18 protein-coding genes and 1 tRNA gene are annotated in these 18288 nt (G+C 70.7%); 7 read left to right on the top strand and 12 right to left on the bottom strand.

The annotated features are described in order from the left end of the window. Positions 1 to 11: 11 nt before the first annotated feature. From M2283_RS12105 to M2283_RS12080, 6 genes are all read right to left on the bottom strand, one after another. Entirely contained in the window at positions 12 to 1667 is a 1656-nt protein-coding gene (locus M2283_RS12105) for a long-chain fatty acid--CoA ligase (protein ID WP_280876136.1), read from the bottom strand. A gap of 149 nt (positions 1668 to 1816) precedes the next feature. After that, complete coding sequence (locus tag M2283_RS12100; protein ID WP_280876135.1) at positions 1817 to 2374, bottom strand: SigE family RNA polymerase sigma factor; 558 nt, start codon at positions 2372 to 2374, stop codon at positions 1817 to 1819. A 222-nt stretch (positions 2375 to 2596) separates the two neighbouring features. Continuing rightward, the gene (locus M2283_RS12095; protein WP_280876134.1) at positions 2597 to 3763 is read right to left on the bottom strand and encodes a lipid-transfer protein; all 1167 of its coding nucleotides are present in this window, start codon (positions 3761 to 3763) and stop codon (positions 2597 to 2599) included. Beyond that, complete coding sequence (locus tag M2283_RS12090) at positions 3760 to 4227, bottom strand: MaoC family dehydratase (protein ID WP_280876273.1); 468 nt, start codon at positions 4225 to 4227, stop codon at positions 3760 to 3762. The genes M2283_RS12095 and M2283_RS12090 overlap by 4 nt, the downstream gene beginning before the upstream one ends. Before the next feature lie 56 nt (positions 4228 to 4283). Continuing rightward, the gene (locus M2283_RS12085) at positions 4284 to 5192 is read right to left on the bottom strand and encodes a bifunctional MaoC family dehydratase N-terminal/OB-fold nucleic acid binding domain-containing protein (RefSeq protein ID WP_280876133.1); all 909 of its coding nucleotides are present in this window, start codon (positions 5190 to 5192) and stop codon (positions 4284 to 4286) included. A gap of 332 nt (positions 5193 to 5524) precedes the next feature. Beyond that, complete coding sequence (locus M2283_RS12080; protein ID WP_280876132.1) at positions 5525 to 5842, bottom strand: hypothetical protein; 318 nt, start codon at positions 5840 to 5842, stop codon at positions 5525 to 5527. Between the two features lie 349 nt (positions 5843 to 6191). Between M2283_RS12080 and M2283_RS12075 the strand changes: the two genes are divergently transcribed. Both M2283_RS12075 and M2283_RS12070 read left to right on the top strand, forming a co-directional pair. Continuing rightward, entirely contained in the window at positions 6192 to 7058 is an 867-nt protein-coding gene (locus M2283_RS12075) for a bifunctional DNA primase/polymerase (protein ID WP_280876131.1), read from the top strand. 116 nt (positions 7059 to 7174) lie between these two features. Continuing rightward, on the top strand, positions 7175 to 7606 hold the full coding sequence (locus tag M2283_RS12070) for a hypothetical protein (protein ID WP_280876130.1): 432 nt from the start codon (positions 7175 to 7177) through the stop codon (positions 7604 to 7606). Between the two features lie 48 nt (positions 7607 to 7654). Here M2283_RS12070 and M2283_RS12065 read toward each other — a convergent pair whose 3' ends face one another. The 3 genes from M2283_RS12065 to M2283_RS12055 all read right to left on the bottom strand — a co-directional run bounded on the left by M2283_RS12065 (position 7655) and on the right by M2283_RS12055 (position 8882). Beyond that, complete coding sequence (locus tag M2283_RS12065; RefSeq protein WP_280876129.1) at positions 7655 to 8104, bottom strand: hypothetical protein; 450 nt, start codon at positions 8102 to 8104, stop codon at positions 7655 to 7657. 56 nt (positions 8105 to 8160) lie between these two features. Further along, entirely contained in the window at positions 8161 to 8616 is a 456-nt protein-coding gene (locus tag M2283_RS12060; RefSeq protein ID WP_280876128.1) for a nitroreductase family deazaflavin-dependent oxidoreductase, read from the bottom strand. Between the two features lie 179 nt (positions 8617 to 8795). Continuing rightward, positions 8796 to 8882 (bottom strand) — tRNA-Ser (locus M2283_RS12055). Between the two features lie 182 nt (positions 8883 to 9064). Between M2283_RS12055 and M2283_RS12050 the strand changes: the two genes are divergently transcribed. Further along, positions 9065 to 9931 carry an isocitrate lyase/PEP mutase family protein gene (locus M2283_RS12050; protein ID WP_280876127.1) on the top strand — a complete coding sequence of 289 codons (867 nt, stop codon included), beginning with the start codon at positions 9065 to 9067 and terminating at the stop codon, positions 9929 to 9931. A gap of 64 nt (positions 9932 to 9995) precedes the next feature. On the opposite strand, the gene M2283_RS12045 is transcribed toward M2283_RS12050, so the two are convergent. Beyond that, entirely contained in the window at positions 9996 to 11519 is a 1524-nt protein-coding gene (locus M2283_RS12045) for a S1C family serine protease (RefSeq protein WP_280876126.1), read from the bottom strand. A 257-nt stretch (positions 11520 to 11776) separates the two neighbouring features. On the opposite strand from M2283_RS12045, the gene M2283_RS12040 reads away from it, so the two are divergent. The 3 genes from M2283_RS12040 to M2283_RS12030 all read left to right on the top strand — a co-directional run bounded on the left by M2283_RS12040 (position 11777) and on the right by M2283_RS12030 (position 14566). Then, entirely contained in the window at positions 11777 to 12604 is an 828-nt protein-coding gene (locus M2283_RS12040; RefSeq protein ID WP_280876125.1) for a glycerophosphodiester phosphodiesterase, read from the top strand. Between the two features lie 324 nt (positions 12605 to 12928). Then, a complete protein-coding gene (locus M2283_RS12035) occupies positions 12929 to 13438 on the top strand; it encodes an ATP-binding protein (RefSeq protein WP_280876124.1) in 510 nt (169 codons plus the stop codon). 162 nt (positions 13439 to 13600) lie between these two features. Continuing rightward, on the top strand, positions 13601 to 14566 hold the full coding sequence (locus M2283_RS12030) for a DUF5926 family protein (RefSeq protein WP_280876123.1): 966 nt from the start codon (positions 13601 to 13603) through the stop codon (positions 14564 to 14566). A 255-nt stretch (positions 14567 to 14821) separates the two neighbouring features. Here the strand turns inward: M2283_RS12030 and M2283_RS12025 are convergent, their stop codons facing one another. Both M2283_RS12025 and M2283_RS12020 read right to left on the bottom strand, forming a co-directional pair. Then, entirely contained in the window at positions 14822 to 15484 is a 663-nt protein-coding gene (locus M2283_RS12025; protein ID WP_432423056.1) for a hypothetical protein, read from the bottom strand. 55 nt (positions 15485 to 15539) lie between these two features. Next, positions 15540 to 16199 (bottom strand): bifunctional DNA primase/polymerase, encoded by a 660-nt coding sequence (locus M2283_RS12020; RefSeq protein WP_280876121.1) that lies wholly within the window; start codon positions 16197 to 16199, stop codon positions 15540 to 15542. Between the two features lie 494 nt (positions 16200 to 16693). On the opposite strand from M2283_RS12020, the gene M2283_RS12015 reads away from it, so the two are divergent. Next, complete coding sequence (locus M2283_RS12015) at positions 16694 to 18193, top strand: PP2C family protein-serine/threonine phosphatase (RefSeq protein ID WP_280876272.1); 1500 nt, start codon at positions 16694 to 16696, stop codon at positions 18191 to 18193. The last annotated feature ends 95 nt before the right edge of the window (positions 18194 to 18288 follow it).

Genomic DNA, 18288 nt, shown 5'->3' with positions numbered 1-18288 from the left:
GGTGGCAGTCGTCAGAGCTTGGTGATGTCCAGCGCGCCGTCCGCGTACTGCCTGCGCAGCACCTTCTTGTCGAACTTGCCGACGCTCGTCTTCGGGACCGACTCGATGATCGTCCAGCGCTCCGGGAGCTGCCACTTGGCGATCTTGCCCTGGTCGGCGAGGAAGGCGCGCAGGGTCTCGAAGTCGGCGGTGGCGCCCTCCTTGAGGACGACCGTGGCCAGCGGGCGCTCGCCCCACTTCTCGTCGGGGACGGCGACCACGGCGGCCTCGGCGACGGCCGGGTGGGACATCAGCGCGTTCTCCAGGTCGACGGAGGAGATCCACTCGCCGCCGGACTTGATGACGTCCTTGGCGCGGTCGGTGAGGGTGAGGAAACCGTAGGGGGAGATCGTGCCGACGTCACCCGTCTTGAGCCAGCCGTCCTCGCTGAACTTGTCGGCGGGGCGCAGGGGTTCGGCGTCCGGACCGTTGTAGTAGGCGCCCGCGATCCAGTTGCCGCGGACCTCCAGCTCGCCGGCGGACTCGCCGTCCCAGGGCAGCCGCTCGCCGCCGGGGCCGGACAGCCGTGCCTCGACGCCGGCCGGGAAACGGCCCTGCGTGAGGCGGTACGCGAACTCCTCCGGCGTGCCGACCGCGTGGGCCGGCGCGCGGGCGATCGTGCCGAGCGGGGAGGTCTCCGTCATGCCCCACGCGTGGCAGACCCGCATGCCGAGCTTGTCGAAGGCCTCCATGAGGGAGGGCGGACAGGCCGAGCCGCCGATGGTGACCTGGGTGAGCGAGGAGACGTCGCGCGGGCGGGCGGTGAGCTCGGTGAGCAGGCCCTGCCAGATGGTGGGGACGGCGGCGGCGTGCGTCGGGTGCTCGGTCGCGATCATCTCGGCGAGCGGGGCGGCCTGCAGAAAACGGTCCGGCATCAGCATGTTGATGCCGGTCATGAACGTGGCGTGCGGCAGTCCCCAGGCGTTGACATGGAACTGCGGCACCACGATCAGCGTGGTGTCCTGGTCGGTCAGCCCCATCGACTGGGCCATGTTGACCTGCATGGAGTGCAGGTACACCGAACGGTGCGAGTACACGACCCCCTTGGGGTCGCCCGTCGTGCCGGAGGTGTAACACATGGCGGCGGCCTGACGTTCGTCCAGCTCCGGCCAGTCGTACGAGGTCGGCTTGCCGGCCAGCAGCTCCTCGTACTCGTGCACCTGCGCGGCGACGCCGGCCAGCACCGAACGGTCTCCCGGGCCCGACACCACCACGTGCTCGACCGTCTTGAGGTGCGGGAGCAGCGGGGCGAGCAGCGGCAGCAGCGAACCGTTGACGATCACGATCCGGTCCGCCGCGTGGTTCACGATCCACGCCAGCTGCTCGGGCGGGAGGCGGAGGTTGAGGGTGTGCAGGACCGCGCCCATGGAGGGGATCGCGAAGTAGGCCTCGACGTGCTCGGAGTTGTTCCACATGAGGGTCGCGACCCGCTCGTCGCCCACGACACCAAGGTCCTCGCGCAGGGCGTGCGCCAGCTGGGCCGCGCGGTCGCCGATCTCGGCGAAGGAACGCCGGTGCGGCTCGGCCTCACCGGTCCAGGTGATCACCTGTGATGTGCCGTGGATCGTGGACCCGTGGGTCAGGATCCTCGAGATCAGCAGCGGTACGTCCTGCATGGTGCTCAGCACGGCGATCCTCCCGGGGCGACATTGCCTACGCGGTGGTAATGGTTGCGCCGATTCTGCGCACATACCACTCGGTATGTCACTAGGTGCCGTTGATCGATCACATCACGTCGGATCCCGCTCGGCCCCAGGAATGACTCCAGGTCAGTCCATTACCGGACAAGGCCCAGCTCAGGATCCTCACGCAACTTGCCGAGCGCACGCGACACCGCTGACTTCACCGTACCCACCGACACTCCGAGCACCTCGGCCGTCTGGGCCTCGCTGAGGTCCTCGTAATACCTGAGGACGACCATCGCCCGCTGCCTGGCCGGCAGCTTCGTGATCGCCCGCCACATCGCGTCGTGCAACGCCTGGTGCTCGGCCGGGTCGTCCCCGCCGGGCACGGGCTCCGGCTCGGGCAGCTCCTCGCACACGAACTCGTCGACCTTGCGCTTGCGCCACTGCGACGTACGCGTGTTCAACAACGCCCGGCGCACATAGCCGTCGAGCGCACGGTGGTCCTCGATCCGCTCCCACGCGACATACGTCTTGGTGAGAGCGGTCTGCAGCAGATCCTCCGCGTCGCACGGGTTCGCGGTCAGCGACCGGGCAGTACGCAGCAGCACCGGCTGGCGGGCCTTCACGTACGAGGAGAACGACGGGTACGCGAGGGTCTGCGTCGCTGGTTCGGCAGCGGTCGAAGCGCTGGTGCAGACGAGTGTGGTCATGGCTCCACGCTAGGAGCGAGGGCACCTCCGGCGGATCGGCCGCAGGTCCCGAAGCCGAGTCCGCCTCAGGTTGTAGGGGTGGTGCTGCCTCCACCTCCTGAAGGTGGACGAGCGGGTGAGGGGTACTGCGGGATGACCCCTGGGGGACGCCCGCGAAACCCGGCCGGACTCGGGCGCGCTCAGCCGTCCGTGGCGGCCCACTCAGTCGTCCTTGGCGGCCACTCAGTCGTCCGACGTCAGGACCAGGCCCGAGGTCGGCACCCCCGTGCCCGCCGTGACCAACACCCGCCGCGCCCCCGGTATTCGGTTCACGGCCGTCCCCCGCAGCTGGCGCACTCCCTCCGCGATCCCGTTCATCCCATGGAGGTACGCCTCCCCGAGCTGCCCCCCGTGCGTGTTGATCGGCAACGACTCCCCCGCCACGAAATCCGCCGCCTCCCCCTTCCCGCAGAACCCGAACTCCTCCAACTGCATCAGCACGAACGGCGTGAAGTGGTCGTACAGGATCGCCACGTCGATCTCGGCCGGCGTGAGCCCCGAGGTGCGCCACAACTGGCGGGCGACCACGTCCATCTCCGGCAGGCCGGCCAGGTCGTCGCGGTAGAAGCTGGTCATCTGCTCCTGCCCGCGCCCCGCGCCCTGGGCCGCCGCCGCTATGACGGCCGGCCGGTGCGGCAGATCGCGGGCCCGCTCCACCGAGGTGACCACCAGCGCCTGGCCGCCGTCCGTCTCCTGGCAGCAGTCCAGCAGTCTCAGCGGCTCGACGATCCAACGCGAGGCCGCGTGGTCGGCCAGACTGATGGGACGGCCGTGGAAGTACGCCGCCGGATTCGTCGCCGCGTACTTCCGGTCCACGACCGCCACCTGCCCGAACGCCTCCGGGGTCAGGCCGTACGTGTGCAGATAGCGCTGCGCGGCCATCGCCACCCACGAGGCCGGGGTCAGCAGCCCGAACGGCAGGGACCAGCCGAGCGCCACGCCCTCCGCCGACGGCTCCCGGTGCTGCACGCCCGAGCCGAATCTCCGGCCCGAACGCTCGTTGAACGCCCGGTAGCAGACGACCACCTCCGCCACGCCCGTCGCCACCGCGAGCGCCGCCTGCTGGACCGTCGCGCAGGCCGCTCCGCCGCCGTAGTGGACCCGGGAGAAGAAGGACAGCTCACCGATCCCGCAGGCCTGCGCCACGGTGATCTCCGGGCTGGTGTCCATCGTGAACGTCACCATCCCGTCCACGTCACCCGGTGCCAAGCCCGCGTCGTCCAGTGCCGTCCGCACCGCCTCGGCCGCCAGCCGCAACTCACTGCGCCCCGAGTCCTTGGAGAACTCCGTGGCCCCTATGCCGACGACCGCGGCGCGTCCGCCGAGGGCGTCTCGCGTGCGGACGCTCATGTCGCGGCTCCGGGTGGGTCGTTGAGCGGGTCCGGGGCCGGCGCGGGGCCGAGGTCGAGGTCACTGCCGGCGCTGGGCGCGGAGACGGGGAGCGCGACCGTCACCGTGCCCGTGACGTGCCGGCCGATGCCGTTGTCCCCGACGACCCGGACCGTCGCGGTGTCGCCGTCGACCTCCTCGATCGTGCCGGTCAACACCATCGTGTCGCCGGGGTAGTTGGGGGCCCCGAGCCGTATGGCCACCTTGCGGAGTTCGGCCGCCGGGCCGAAGTGGTCGGTGATGTAGCGGCCGACCAGACCGTTCGTCGTCAGGATGTTCATGAAGATGTCCGGGGAACCCTTCTGCCGGGCCAACTCGGCGTCATGGTGCACGTCCTGGTAGTCGCGGGAGGCGATGGCGCCGGCGACGACCAGGGTCCGGGTGACCGGGATCTCCAGAGGCGGGAGCTTCTCGCCGGCCCTCATGTCCGCGGCTCCCAACGCTCCGGCTCCCATCTCTGCGGCGCTCATCTCTCCGCCCGTCATCCGGCCTCCTCCAGCGCGCGAAAGACAGGCAGCACCAACTCGTCGTCGTACGACTGGAATTCGAGCCGCACCGGCAGCCCTATCCGGACCTTGTCGTACGGCACCCCCACGACGTTGCTGATCATCCGCACGCCCTCGGCGAGTTCGACGAGCGCGACCGCGTACGGGGGGTCGAAGGCCGGGAAGGGTGGGTGGTGCATGACGACGTACGAATAGACCGTGCCGTCGCCGCTCGCCTCGACCGGGGTCCAGTCCGGGCCGCCGCAGTTGTTGCAGCCCGGCAGCCAGGGGAAGCGGAGGGTGTCGCAGGTCGTGCAGTGCTGGATGAGCAGGCGGTGGTGCTCGATGCCCTCCCAGAATCCGGCGTTGTCGCGGTTGACGACGGGGCGGGGGCGCAGGGCGGGCTTCTGCTGCCGCCTTCGGCGGGTGGGGGCGTACTTGAGGATGCGGAAGCGGTGGGTGCCGGCGAGGTGGGGGCCCACGCGGATGTCCATGCGGGTGGTGACGAAGTAGCCGGTGCCGAGCTTGGTGGTCTTGAGCTCGGACACGGACTCGATGACCGAGTCGAAGGTGATCTCGTCGCCAGGGCGCAGCGGACGAACGTACTCCTGCTCGCAGTCGGTGGCGACGACCGAGGTGTAACCCGCCTCGTCGAGCAGGGCGAGCAGCTCGTCGTAGGCCTGTGTGCGGCCGCCCGCGTAACCGGAGAGGCCGCCCATCGTCCACACCTGGAGCATGGTGGGCGGGGCCTTGGCGTCCGGGCCCTCGTACGCGGGGTTGGTGTCGCCCATCGCCTCGCACCAGTGCCGGATCATGGGCGCGTTGACGGGGTCCTTGCCCTCGGCGGCGACGGCCGCGTCCTGCCCCTCGTAGGCCTTCAGCCGTGCGCCCAGCTCGTCGGTCATCGTCGCCCCCTCGGCGTCTCGTGTCGCTCCGTGCCGTCTCGTCTCGTGTCGTACTCACTTCTGGTACACCGCTGCCGCCGGGCGGGTTCCCACGATCTCGACGGGAGTTTCTGACTGTCCGTCAGATGCCGTGCACTGTCAAGGTTCTGACCCGTCGTGAGGGGCAGGGCGGCCGGGCGGTGCGGGCTGCGCCGCCGCGCACGGAAAACGTCTGCGCGGCGGTACCGAAGTACCGCCGCGCAGACGCGTTACCACCCCACGGAGCACACCCCTGGACTCCGCCGGCCCCCCACAGGACCCCCTACGACCTCCCGGGCGTCAGGGCCGCCGGGTCACCACAGGTTGGTGAAGTTGACGAGGACGTTCTCGTTTCCCTGGTTGATGGCCGTGAACGCGGAGCCGTTGACCTGGGCGGTGTTGCTCTGGTTCGAGGCGCCGGAGCCGACCGCGTTCTGCTGCGTGGTGGACGAGTTGCCGTTGTTGTCGTGGCCGACGCCGCTGCCGCTGCCGACGATGCTCGCGACACCGGCGTTCGATCCGTCGTCCGCGATCGCGCCGTTGTCCGCCGCGGCGACGCCGGTGAACAGAGCGGCGGCCAGCGGGAGGGCGGAGACGGCGGCGATGACGCGGGCGGTACGGATGCTTGCCATGTTTCTTCCTCCAGAACCCGGCTTTGTGCCGGAAGTACGTCAAGTCAGGCTGTTTCCGAGGCAGTTGGCCGACCGCCTCGGTGTTGTGCACGACGTCGCGAGACCAGAGTTGCCCATCGAATCCCCGGCGAACCACCCCGGAAGCGATGATTCCCCCTCAAGTGCTACGACAAGTCGATAAACCCCTTTCGCCACTTCCAACGCCCAGGTCAGGGCAGTTCGGGCGACTTGACCCCAAGCACCACAAGAGGCGAAGCGTTCCGGCATATTTCTCGCCAATCGCCCTTTCTCGGCGCGTCGAACGCCACTCCCTCTTCCCTTTTTCGAACGTACGTACGAACATGGAGGCATGGCCACCACCGACCGGCAGGCCACGACGCTGGCCCTCGCACACGCCCTGTCAGCCGCGGAGCGCGGTCTGGCCGTCATTCCCCTGTCCCGGACGAAACTCCCGGCCCTGCGCTCCCCCCACCGCGCCGACCTCGAACCCGAGCCCTGCCACGGCGAGTGCGGACGCCTCGGACACGGGGTCTACGACGCCTCGACCGACCCGGCGCGCATCCGCGAACTGTTCGCCGCCGCGCCCTGGGCGACCGGCTACGGCATCGCGTGCGGGCTGCCTCCGCACCACCTCATCGGCGTCGACCTCGACACGAAGTCGGGTACGGACTCCTCGGCGGCCCTGCGCGAACTGGCCCTGCGGCACCTCTTCACGATCCCCGACACGGTGGTCGTCCTCACCCCCAGCGGCGGCCGCCACCTGTGGCTGAGCGGCCCTCCGGACACGGTCGTCCCCAACTCGGCGGGCCGCCTCGCCCCCGGCATCGACATCCGCGGCGCCGGCGGCTACCTCGTCGGCCCCGGCTCCCGCACCGACCACGGCGTCTACGGCACCGCGCCGGGCACCTCCCACTTCGCCCCGGCGGCCTGCCCGCCCGCCCTCCTGCGCCTCCTGCTCCCGCCGCCCCGCACCCACCACCCCACCGCGCCCGCCCTCAGCGGCCACGGCCAGGGCCTGGTCCAGTTCGTCCTCGCCGCGCACGAGGGCCAGCGCAACACCCGCCTCTTCTGGGCCGCCTGCCGCGCCTACGAGGACGGGATCGGCCCGCCCTTGGTCGAACCCCTGGTCGAGGCGGCGGTGAACACGGGCCTGACGGAACGCGAGGCACGCGCGACGATCGCGTCGGCGGCACGGATGACGCGGCATCGGGCGTGAGGGCAACAGCTCAAGGGTCAGTGGGAGGACGGCTCAAGGGGGGCGCCGGTCAAAAGAACAGCAGTGCCGATCAGCAGCAGAGGAACCACATGCACCACCGCCCCAGAGCGCGGGCCATGTCACTGACCCGCGTAGTCCTCACCTCCGGCCGCGCCACCGACCTCTGCGACCTGCGGCTCTCGTCGACGTACGGCGGGCTGCCGGACGGCTACCCCTGCAAGCCGGTCAACGACCTGGCGATCAAAAGCCTGCTCCACGAAGCCGAACTCGCCTCCCCCACAACGCCGATCCACCTCGTCCCGCCCCCGCGCGCGTACCCCGACCACTACGCCGGCGCGTTCGGCCCGGTCGAGCTCCTGCCGCCGGTCGCCTGCGTAGGCACCTTCCGCTCGACGGCCCTGCACCCGACCCACGACTCCGTCCTGCACTGCTCCACCCTCACGATCATCTGGTTCCAGGACACACCTCATGTGCCGTGCGAGTGCGATGCGGAGAGGGGAGTGCGGGAGGTGGACTGGGAGGGGTTGGCGCGGGACCGTGAGCTGTAGCCACGCGCGCGGGGAGAGCGTGAACGTGCACGCGTGCGTGGTGAACGTTCAGACCCTGTCGACGCGCCAGCCGATCATCCCGGTGGCGCCCGCGCGCCCTGAGACGTCGATACGGAACGGGGGGCCGGCGACGGTGAAGCGCTGGAGCGTCGCCGACCCGTCGCAGACGACCGGGTTCGTCGCGGGCGCGCTCTTCGGCGTGAACCGGATGTCCGCCGTTCCGCTGCCCACGCACACCACGGTCAGGCGGTACTGGGTGCCCTTGGTGAGGCCGGGTTCGGTGTGGAGGCCGTCCGAGACGCGCTCGACGCCGGACGCCACCATGGAGTCGCTGTCGGCCTCCATTCCGTCGAGGGTCAACTGGACTTGCGTGGTGAGCTTCTTCTCTTGCTGCGCCTGGGTGTTGGAACGGCTCGGGCTCGCGGAGGTCTTGGTTCCCGCGCCCGCGTCGGCGTCACTTCCCGACGTACACGCGACCAGGAGGAACACCGGTGCCACGGCACATGCGAACAGAACGGTGCGCACTCTGCGCGAGGTGGTCATGAAAGGCCGCATTAACGGGGTCCGTCCACCGGAGTGAGCAGGACGATCGGGATCTCGCGGGTCGTCTTCTGCGCGTACTCGTCGTAGAGCGGGAAGATCTTCGCCATCCGGGCCCAGAGGGGCGCGCGTTCGGCCGGGGACGCCACGCGGGCGTGGGCGGTGAAGCGGCGGGTGCCGACCTGTACCCCGACGCTGGAGTCCGCCTTGAGGTTCATGAACCATGCCGGATCCTCATCGGCACCTCCTTTGGAGGCGACGACGACGTACTCGTCGCCCGAGGTGCCGTAGATCAGGCAGGTGCGGCGAGGCGTACCGGTACGGCGGCCGGTGGTGGCGAGCACGAGGGTGTGCACGCCGTTGTTCTCATGCCCTTCGGTGCCGCCCGAGGCGAGATACGTACGGGCGTGCTCGGCGACCCAGTCCCACTGCGAGTCGGTGGCGCGGTCGAGGTCCTCGGCGATGGCCATGACGACTGTCCTTCCGGTACGTGCGACGGTGCGGCCACGCCGGCCGCATCTGCCCCTGGGACGGAGCGGCCACGCCGGTCTCGACATCCCGGCCGCGTCCACTGGTCCACGGCACACGGAAGGGATGCCGCTCCAGCGAGGGGCATCCCTTCTGACCTGCGATCTTTCTGACCTGCAAGCGGTGGGTGTGGGATTTGAACCCACGGTGACATCGCTGCCACGACGGTTTTCAAGACCGTTCCCTTAGGCCGCTCGGGCAACCCACCCCGCGCCGCCCACCTGGGACGGAGCGGGTACAGCGTACCCGGCTTGGTCGTTTGGCGGGGAGCGTGGGGCGGGAGGGGCGCGTGGGCTCGGTGGAGTGGGGTGCGTGCGCGCAAAGGGACTTGGGTCGTACGTTCTCGCCCCAGGGACGGACGTACGGACGGTCGAGGAAGGGCTGCGGCACGTGGACAGTAATCGGCGTCAACTGGCGGAACGCTTTGTCGAGTTGCACAAGGAGGGATGCTTCCTGTTGCCCAATGCCTGGGACGTGGGCAGTGCCAAGGTGCTGGAGTCCGCCGGGTTTTCCGCGTTGGCCACGACCAGTGCGGGGGTCGCGTTCTCCCTTGGGCGGCCGGATCATGACTACTTCGCGGACGCGGCGGCGGGGGCGGGGGCGGAGGCCGCCGGGCGCGTCGATCGGGAGACCATGCTCGGGCGGGTGCGGGAGATCGCCGGTGGGGTGGCCGTGCCGGTCAGTGCGGATCTGGAGGACGGGTACGGGGAGGCGCCCGAGGTGGTCGCCGAGACCATCGGGGCGGCGCTCGCCACCGGTGTGGCCGGCGGCAATATCGAGGACTTCACCGGGGAGCGGGCGCGGCCGCTTTACGAGCACGCGCTCGCTGTGGAGCGTATTCGTGCCGCTCGGGAGGCTGTTGACGGCGGTGGGGAGCCGTTCGTGCTGGTGGGGCGGACCGATGTGCTGTTGGTGGGCGGTTCGCTCGACGAGTGTGTGCGGCGGGCCAACGCTTATCTGGCGGCGGGGGCGGACTGCGCGTTCGTGCCGGGGGCCGCGGACGCCGCGACCATCGGGACGCTCGTGCGTGAACTCGACGGGCCGCTCAACGTGGTCATGGGGCTGACCGGGAATGCCCTGGGGCTGGCGGAGTTGCGCGAGCTCGGGGTGCGGCGGGTCACCGTCGGGGGCAGTATCGCGCGGGCGATGTATCGCCGGTTGGTGCTTGCCGCGCGGGAGTTGGCCGAGTCGGGGACGTTCTCGTATGCCGAGGACCAGATGTCCCAGGGGGAGCTCAACAGTCTCTTCGAGAAGTAGTGAGCCGGGTGTCGGAGGGGGAGCTCCGGCACCCGGCTCATCGAGCGTCACGCGCGCGTACGCGTCAGCTGTCGCCCTGGCGGGAGCCCAGCGTCAGGTCCACCGTGTGGGACTTGCCGCCGCGCTCGTAGGTGATCGTGACCTTGTCGCCCGGCTTGTGGGTCCAGATCTCGCCGATCAGGGTGGGGCCGGAGTCGATCACGTGGTCGTCGAGCTTGGTGATGACGTCGCCGGGCTTGAGGCCGGCGTCGGCGGCGGGGCCGCCCGCCTCGACGGCGTCGCTGCTGCCGGCGCCCTGTTCACTGATCTTCGCGCCGCCGGAGGCGTCCTCCAGGGAGACGGAGGCGCCGATCTTCGCGTAGACCGGCTTGCCGGTCTTGATCAGCTGCTGGGCGACGTACTTGGCCTGGTTGATCGGGATGGCGAAGCCGAGGCCGATCGAACCGGACTGGCTGGTGCCGCCGAGGCCGCCGCTGCCGGTGGACTGGATCGCGGAGTTGATGCCGATGACGTTGCCCTGGGCGTCCAGGAGCGGGCCGCCGGAGTTGCCCGGGTTGATCGAGGCGTCCGTCTGCAGGGCGCTCATGTAGGAGGCGTTGGAGCCGGTGCCGTCGCTGGAGGCCACGGGGCGGTTCTTCGCGCTGATGATGCCGGTCGTGACGGTGTTGGACAGGCCGAAGGGCGCGCCGATGGCGATGGTGGAGTCGCCGACCGCGACCTTGTCGGAGTCGCCGAGGGTGAGGGGCTTGAGGTCGGACGGCGGGTTCTTGAGCTTGATGACCGCGACGTCGTAGCCCTGCGCGTGGCCTACCACCTCGGCGTCGTACTTCTTGCCGTTCGGGAAGGTGGCCGTCAGCTTGCCGCCGTCGAGCGCGTCCGCGACGACGTGGTTGTTGGTGACGATGTGGCCCTGGGTGTCGAAGACGAAGCCGGTGCCGGTGCCGCCCTCGCCGCTGGTGGACTCGGCCTCGATGGTGACGGTGCTGGGTACGGCCTTGGCGGCCACGCCCGCGACCGTGCCGGCGTCGCGCTTGACGTCCCCGCCGCTGGTGGAGGCGGAGACGGTGGTGGAGCCGGAGTTGTCGTCGTTGTCCTTGGCCAGGGTGTAGCCGAGGCCGCCACCCAGGCCGCCGGCGACGAGTGCGGCCACCAGGATGGCGGCGATCAGTCCGCCGCGCCCGCTGCCGGACTTGTGGGGGTGGGCGGGCTGCTGCTGGTAGGAGTCGCCCCAGCCGGTACCCGGGCCCGCGCCGCCGCCGTCGGCGTACGCGGGGGTGGCCGGGGGCGGGGGCGGCCAGGCCGCGTCGGGGGCCGAGCCCGGGGACGCGGGGCCCTGGGGGTGGTCGGCGCCCGTAGCGGCGTAGCCGGGCCCCTGGGGGGCACCGGCGGACGCGTACGTGGGCGCGTGGCCGGAGTGCAGCAGGTCGTGCTCCGGTGCGCCGGGGGCGCTCGAAGGCGTCGGCGGGAGCGGAGTCGTGGGGGCACCCCCCTCGGGAGCCACGTGTGCCGAGGGGGCGGGAGTGTCCACCGGCACGGGGGGTGCGGACGGGGCCGGGGGTACCGGGTTGCCCTCGTTCTCGGTGCTCACAGCTTGTCTCCTCGATCCACGGCTGGTCTTCTCGGTCGCACTCGGGCACACCCGTTCACGTTGGTCGACGGTCCGGTGCGCTGCAGCTGTGCATGTCCTTTTGTATGCCGTCAGCTTTTCCCATGAGCCGTCAGGTCACCATAAGCGGCGCCTGTGTGTCCGAGGCCATTCCTTATATAGGTCATGACGGGCAAAAGGGGCACAATCTCTGCCCCTCCGCTCGCACGACTACCCCCGGGCGGTGGCACCATGACGCGGTGACCCACGCACGGCAGCCCCGGATCCAAGTCGTCGCCCATCGCGGAGCCTCCGAAGAGGCTCCCGAGCACACCCTGGCCGCGTACAAGAAGGCGATCGAGGACGGTGCGGACGCCCTCGAGTGCGATGTGCGTCTGACCGCCGACGGCCATCTCGTCTGTGTCCACGACCGTCGCGTCAACCGTACGTCCAACGGGCGCGGTGCGGTCTCGGCGCTGGAGCTCGCCGACCTGGCCGCGCTGGACTTCGGCGCCTGGAAGACCCGGGAGGGGTGGCGCACGCGCGACGAGGAGCCCGACTGGGAGTACCGGCCCGAGGACCGCGGCGACACCTCCGTACTGACCCTGGAGCGGCTGCTGGAGCTCGTCGCGGACGCGGGGCGGCGGGTGGAGCTGGCGATCGAGACCAAGCACCCCACGCGGTGGGCGGGGCAGGTGGAGGAGCGGCTGCTGCTGCTCCTGAAGCGGTTCGGGCTCGACGCGCCGGCCACCCCGGCGGAGTCTCCAGTGCGTGTCATGAGTTTCTCGGCGCGGTCGCTCCATCGCGTGCGTGCCGCGTCGCCGACGCTGCCGACGGTCTATCTGCTGCAGTTCCTCTCGCCCCGGCTGCGCGACGGGCGGCTGCCCGCGGGCGTCGGGATCGCGGGCCCCTCGATCCGCATCGTGCGCAACCACCCGACGTACATCGAGCGCCTGAAGCGGGCCGGCAACCAGGTGCACGTATGGACGGTGAACGAGCCGGAGGACGTGGACCTCTGCGTCGACCTGGGCATCGACGCCATCATCACCAACCGCCCGCGCGCGGTGCTGCGCCAGCTCGACCGCTGAGGCCTCAGCCGAGGACCCCTCCCGCACAGGAAACCGCGCCCTCTTTACACAGGAGACTGGTAAAGACCTGTGAAGAACCCTTGACCCACCCGCCCCACTGACGCCATCCTCCGAATCTCAGTCACTCCGGCGAATTCCAGCCACGTGACTACGGGGAGTGCACCGGCGCGTTCGGTCCGTGTTCGATCATTCCGAATGCGTCACCGAACGTGAGTTGGCCGGTTTCCGGTTCAGGCCAATGGGGCATCCACACCGTGGCGTGGGGCGAAGGAGGTCTCGGGGGTGGCGTTGGTGGTGGCACAGGAGGTGCCCACGTCGTCGAGCATGGCCGTATCCCATGGCCCTGCGGGCGTGGGCAAGGCGAGACACCGCATGCGCGAGCAGCTGCGCAGAGGCGGGGTGTCGGACGCGGTCATCGACGATGCCGTGCTGATTCTCTCCGAGCTCTTGAGCAATGCGTGCAAGCACGGCCGGCCCCTGGGCGACGCCCTCGCCGGGGACGGTGACGTCCGCGCCGCGTGGCGCGTCGACACGGGCGGCCGGCTCACCGTGGAGGTGACGGACGGTGGCGGACCCACCCGTCCGGCTCCGGCCACCCCGTCGGTCACCGCGCACGGCGGCCGCGGCCTGAACATCATCACGGCGCTGGCCGACGACTGGGGTGTACGCGACGACACCCGCGGTGAGGTCACGGTGTGGGTCGTCGTGCACGACGACGTTCATGATCCGGATGCCGGACGCCGTCGTGACGACTTCGCTACGCGCGTCACGGCACCCTCGGTCCGGGCGCTGCCCGCACTGGGCTTCGCGGACGCGTTCGACGACATGGACTGAACCTCTGGTCCGGCCGGAGCGAACCTCTGGTTCCGGGACGAGCCGGTGCGTTGTCCACAGGTCGGCACGGACAGCCACGTTGTCCACAGGCTCCGGCCGGTCATGGCATGAACGGCTAGGCTCCCGCCGTACGAGACGAGCCGTAACCGGGAGACACCCACGATGGCCAAGAAGCGACCCCTTACCAAGGCCAACCAGCCTCGGATCACCGACGGAGAGGTCCCGGTCGTCGGCGCGCGCGAACCCTGCCCCTGTGGCAGTGGCCGGCGTTACAAGGCCTGCCACGGCCGGGCCGCCGCGCACGCGGTGACCGAGCTGGTGCACCGCCCCTTCGAGGGGCTGCCCGGCGAGGGCGACTGGGTGGCCCTGCGCGAGCTGGTGCCGGCTGCCACCGCCGAGCTGCCGCTGAAGGGCGGTCTCCCCGAGGGCGTCCCGTCGATCACGCTGGCGACGGTGCTGCCGATGGCCTGGCCGGCGCTGCGCCGCGAGGACGGCTCGGTGCTGATCGGCCTGCAGAACGACACGGCGTCGGGCGACATCAGCCGCGACCTCGCCGACACCCTCCAGCGCGCCCTGGTCGCCGAGCCGGGCACCCCGGTGCAGAGCCGCCGGGCGCCCGCCGAGGGTCCGCGACTGCAGGATCTGCTCGATCCCGAAGGCGCGTTCGAGCCAGTTGTGCACAGCGGCTTCGAATTCTGGGTCCCGGACGCGGAGAACGCGACTCCGGAAGTGTCCGCTTCCCTGGAGCGGGCGAACGCCGCGGCGATCCCGACCGCGAAGCTCACGGGCGTGGACGCCGCGTACTGGTGCGAGACGCCGGACAAGAACCACCTGCGCTGGGTCATGCCGCACGAGGAGGAGCTGCTTCTGGACGCGCTCGCGCGTCTGCACGCGGCGGGCCGCTCCAACCTCGGTGACGGCACGCGCCTCGTGGGTTCCTTCCGCGCTCACGGCCTCACCGTCCCGGTGTGGGACCTGCCGAGCGGGGTCGGCGCGGAGGACGTGGAGAAGCCGGCCGCCGAGTTCGCCGAGCGGCTCGCCGGGGCTCTCGCGGCGGGCGTGCCGCTGACCGCCGACGAGCGCCGCGCGCGTGGTGGGCTCACCAACCGGCAGGTCACGCTCAGTTGACAGGACGTGACGAGCCCGTGTCGAGCTGACTGGTCGGTCAGCTCGACACGGGCTCGTCACGATCACTCGGAATCGGTGACTCCGGTCACAAGTCCCGGTCGCCACAAGCAAATACGTGACTGGAAAGCCCGGATCGAATTTGCGAACCGCCGATCTCTTGTTACCGTTCCAGTAGCCCGGTTGCTGGTGCATCCCCCGTCGCCAGCAACCGGGTCTTTTCATGCCCGTTCCTTATTTACGGAGCGCGGCCCTCTGTCAACTGCCCGTAGATGCCCCGGAGTTGCCCTCCGAGTCGGCGTCCGGGCCGTCCGCGGAGTCACCACCTGAGTCGCTCCCCGAGCGCAGCAGCAGCGGCCCGCGGCCGGCCCGCGCCGCGAACTCCGCGACCGCCGTGTAGGCGTCAGGTCCGCCCTGGCTGCGCTCCCGAGGCGTCTCGCACGTCCCCGGGTCGTCCCCCGCACCCACGGCGCAGTTCATCCGCACGGTGCGGTCGGCGGGGGCCATGAGGGTCAGGACGGCGTCCAGCGCGTCACCGGTGGCGTTGCGGTAGTAGGTCCGCGCCCAGGTGTCCTCACCCTGGGTGAGCACACAGGTCTGCGCCTCGATGCCGTCGGGCGAGGCGAGTTGGGGACCGCAGCGCGCGGCGGTGGCCAGCCCGAGGCCGAGCAGGAGGGGCGAGCGGGTGGGCTCGACGGAGGGCGCCGCCTTGGCGTCGTCGGCCGGAGAGGAACGTACGGCGGCGGGGGCGCGGACGACCGGGTGGCCCGCGTCGCCCGCCGGACCCGCGGACGCCACGGCCAGCGGCAGTACCACTGCGGCTGCCACGACGCCCGCGAGGGCGAGGAGACGAACTCTTCGGGGGTCAGGCCCGCCGCGAGGCGGCTGTGGGGCGCTGTGTCCCCCGGATTCGCGCAGCATGGACGGAAGATAACTTCCGCGCGCGGGCGGTCGGTCCCGCGCGCGCCGGACACCCCTACAACTCGGGGGCGCTCACACCCGTACGAGTGAGGGCCTCGACGACCGCGTCCACCACGGCCTCGACGTCGGGCACCCAGGGAGAGGCGGTGCCGGGCAGCGGGGCGCGCTCCCAGCGGATCTCGCCCTCGCCCGACTCGGACGGGGGCAGAGCGAGGTAACCGCCCTCGCCGTGGAAGCGGAGGGAGCCGGGGACGAAGTCCTTGGCGTAGAGCAACTCGCCCAACTGCTCCATGGAGTAAGGCTTCACGAGGAACGCCCAGCGGCTCGCCGTCGCGACGACGGGGCCGAGGCGCATGCCCCTGCGGTCGAGTGCGGCGAGAGCGTGCGAGGCCGCGAGGGCCGGCAGGCTGACCGCGCAGGGCGCCTTGCCACCGGTGGCCAAAATGATCGGCGCGGTGGGTCGGTTGGTCCACCACCAGCGCACCATGCGGGCGTCGGTGGTGCCGGCCAGGAGGCCGGGGTCGAAGGGGTGGGCACCGGGCACCGTGCACTCCGGGTCCGGGCAGCCGCAGCGACCCTGTGGGTCCGCCGCCACGCCCGGGAGTACGGGCCACTGCCATTGAGTCGCGAAGGTCAGGGCCGCGCTGATCAATTCAGGCCCCCCGTCGCTGCGCTGGGACAGGAGCCTGCGTCGCCTTCCGAGGATCTCGCGCATGAGCGCTCGTTCCTTTCCGTTGCACCGCTGGCAACACCGTGGGCCACATCACATAATGTGTCGATCACTTCACTGTGCGTACCTGTTGGCGCATCACACCCCTGTGCGAAACCAGGGGGAACCCCTATGGGCCGAGCGTCGGCTGCTTCCTCGGCAGCCTCGTCCATGCCGCTTGCATCAAAAGCATGGGCGTGGCGTGGGGGTGGCGAAGTCTGGCGTTTTGCCGTCCCGCATTTTTCTCTTCGCCTCCGCCACGGGAGGATGGGGCACGGTCGTCGGTGGCTAAGACGCTCGGGTCGGTCACCAGGTTCCGGGTGACTGTCAACCACCCCTGGCCTTCTCCGAGTACGTACCCATCACGACCGGTGTGACGCTCCGTGGAGCAAGGCCAGTCGACCGCAATACCCCGTTACCCGAGTCAGTTTTAAGCCAACTTTGCTTTTCCGCAAGGGGAGCACTGGTTGCCCATGGACACCAGGAATCCCGGCAGGACAATGCTGGACATCCCCTCACGAGTGCGTGTACATGTGGAGACACTGCTAGCGGCGCAGAATGACATGGGGGTTTGCGATGCTTTTGAGCAATACGCACCGGTCGGAAAGCCGGACGACATGAACGCCCCTCACCCTCCGAAAGTGGCTGGAATCGATTCAACGGTTCCCTCGCCCGCACACACTGTCGCGCCCGCGCCTGCCGTCCCGGGCCCCCCTCCGGGCGCTCCCGGCGCCCTGCTCCAGGACCGTCTCGCCGGTTGGGTCTCGGACCTCACGACCCTCCACGAACTCACCGAACGACTGATCCGCACCGACACACTGGACAGCGCGCTCCAGGAACTCCTGCACGCCGGAGCCGCCCTGGTGGGCGCCCGCCGCGGACTCGTCGTCCTCGAACCGGGCGACGGCCTGGGCCCCGACACCACGATCGGCCTGGGCCTGGCGCGGGCCGACCTCGGTCACATCGAGACCGTGCCGCGCAGCGCGATGTCCTACGGCCGCATCCTCGACGGACTGCCGGGCGCGGACGGCGAGATCGCCGAGCCGGACCTGCTCGCCGAGGACGGCCTCGACCCCCGCCACCGCGAGGTCGCCGCGCGCCTGGGCTACGCCGCGTGCTACGCCCTCCCGCTGACCGCCGAGACCGCGGGCCGCACCGGCGCCGCCGTGTGGCTCTACGACGAGCCCGCCGAGCCGGTCGAGCGGCAGCGGCACCTGATCGGCCTCTACGCCCGCTACGCCGCCGAGCACCTGGCCCTGCTGGTCGAGGTGGAGCGCACGCGCGCGTGCGTGGCGACGATCTCCGAGGAGCTGCTGCCGTCCCGGCTCCCCCGGGTGGCCGGCGTCCAGCTCGCGGCCCGGCACCGCACCGGTCCGCGCGGGGGCGGCGACTGGTACGACGCGCTGCCGCTGCCGGACGCCGCGCTGGGCCTCGCGGTCGGCTCGGTGACCGGATCCGGGCCGAGCGCGGTCGCCGCGATGGGCCGGCTGCGGGCCAGCCTGCGGGCGTACGCCGTGATGGAGGGCGAGGACCCGGTCGCCGTCCTGTCCGACCTGGAACTGCTGCTGCGGCTGACCGAGCCCGCCCGCTCCGCCACCGCTCTGTTCGCCTACTGCGAACCCGCGCTGCGCAAGATCACCCTGGCCGGTGCCGGGCACTGCCCGCCGCTGCTGGTCGGCGAGCGGCGCACGGAGTTCGTGGAGACCTCCGTGTCCGCGCCGCTGGGCATGCTGGCCTGCTGGGAGGCGCCGAGCGTGGAGCTCCAGGCCGAGGCCGGCGAGACCGTGCTCCTCTACACCGACGGCCTGCTGCACCGCACCGGCGACGCCACCGACCGCGCCTTCGCCCGCCTGCACGCGGCGGCGGCCGGCGTCCCGAAGGCGATGCGCAACGACCCGGACGCGATCGCCGAGCACGTACTGCGGACGATGCTGCCGGACGGGCTCGACGCGCAGGACAGCACGGAGGACGTGGTGTTGCTGGCGGCGCGGTTCGAGTGAGCGCGCGGTGACTGAGTCGACTCCGTCGGTGTGAGCCGGGGGCGTGTGCCGACGTCTGCGCGCCGCTGGCGTCGGTAACAGGCCTTCCGGCCCTG

This window comes from Streptomyces pseudovenezuelae, from assembly GCF_029892565.1.
GTDB lineage: Bacteria > Actinomycetota > Actinomycetes > Streptomycetales > Streptomycetaceae > Streptomyces > Streptomyces pseudovenezuelae_A.
Note: the sequence above shows the minus strand (reverse complement) of the source record. Positions and strands in the feature narration are given on the sequence as shown.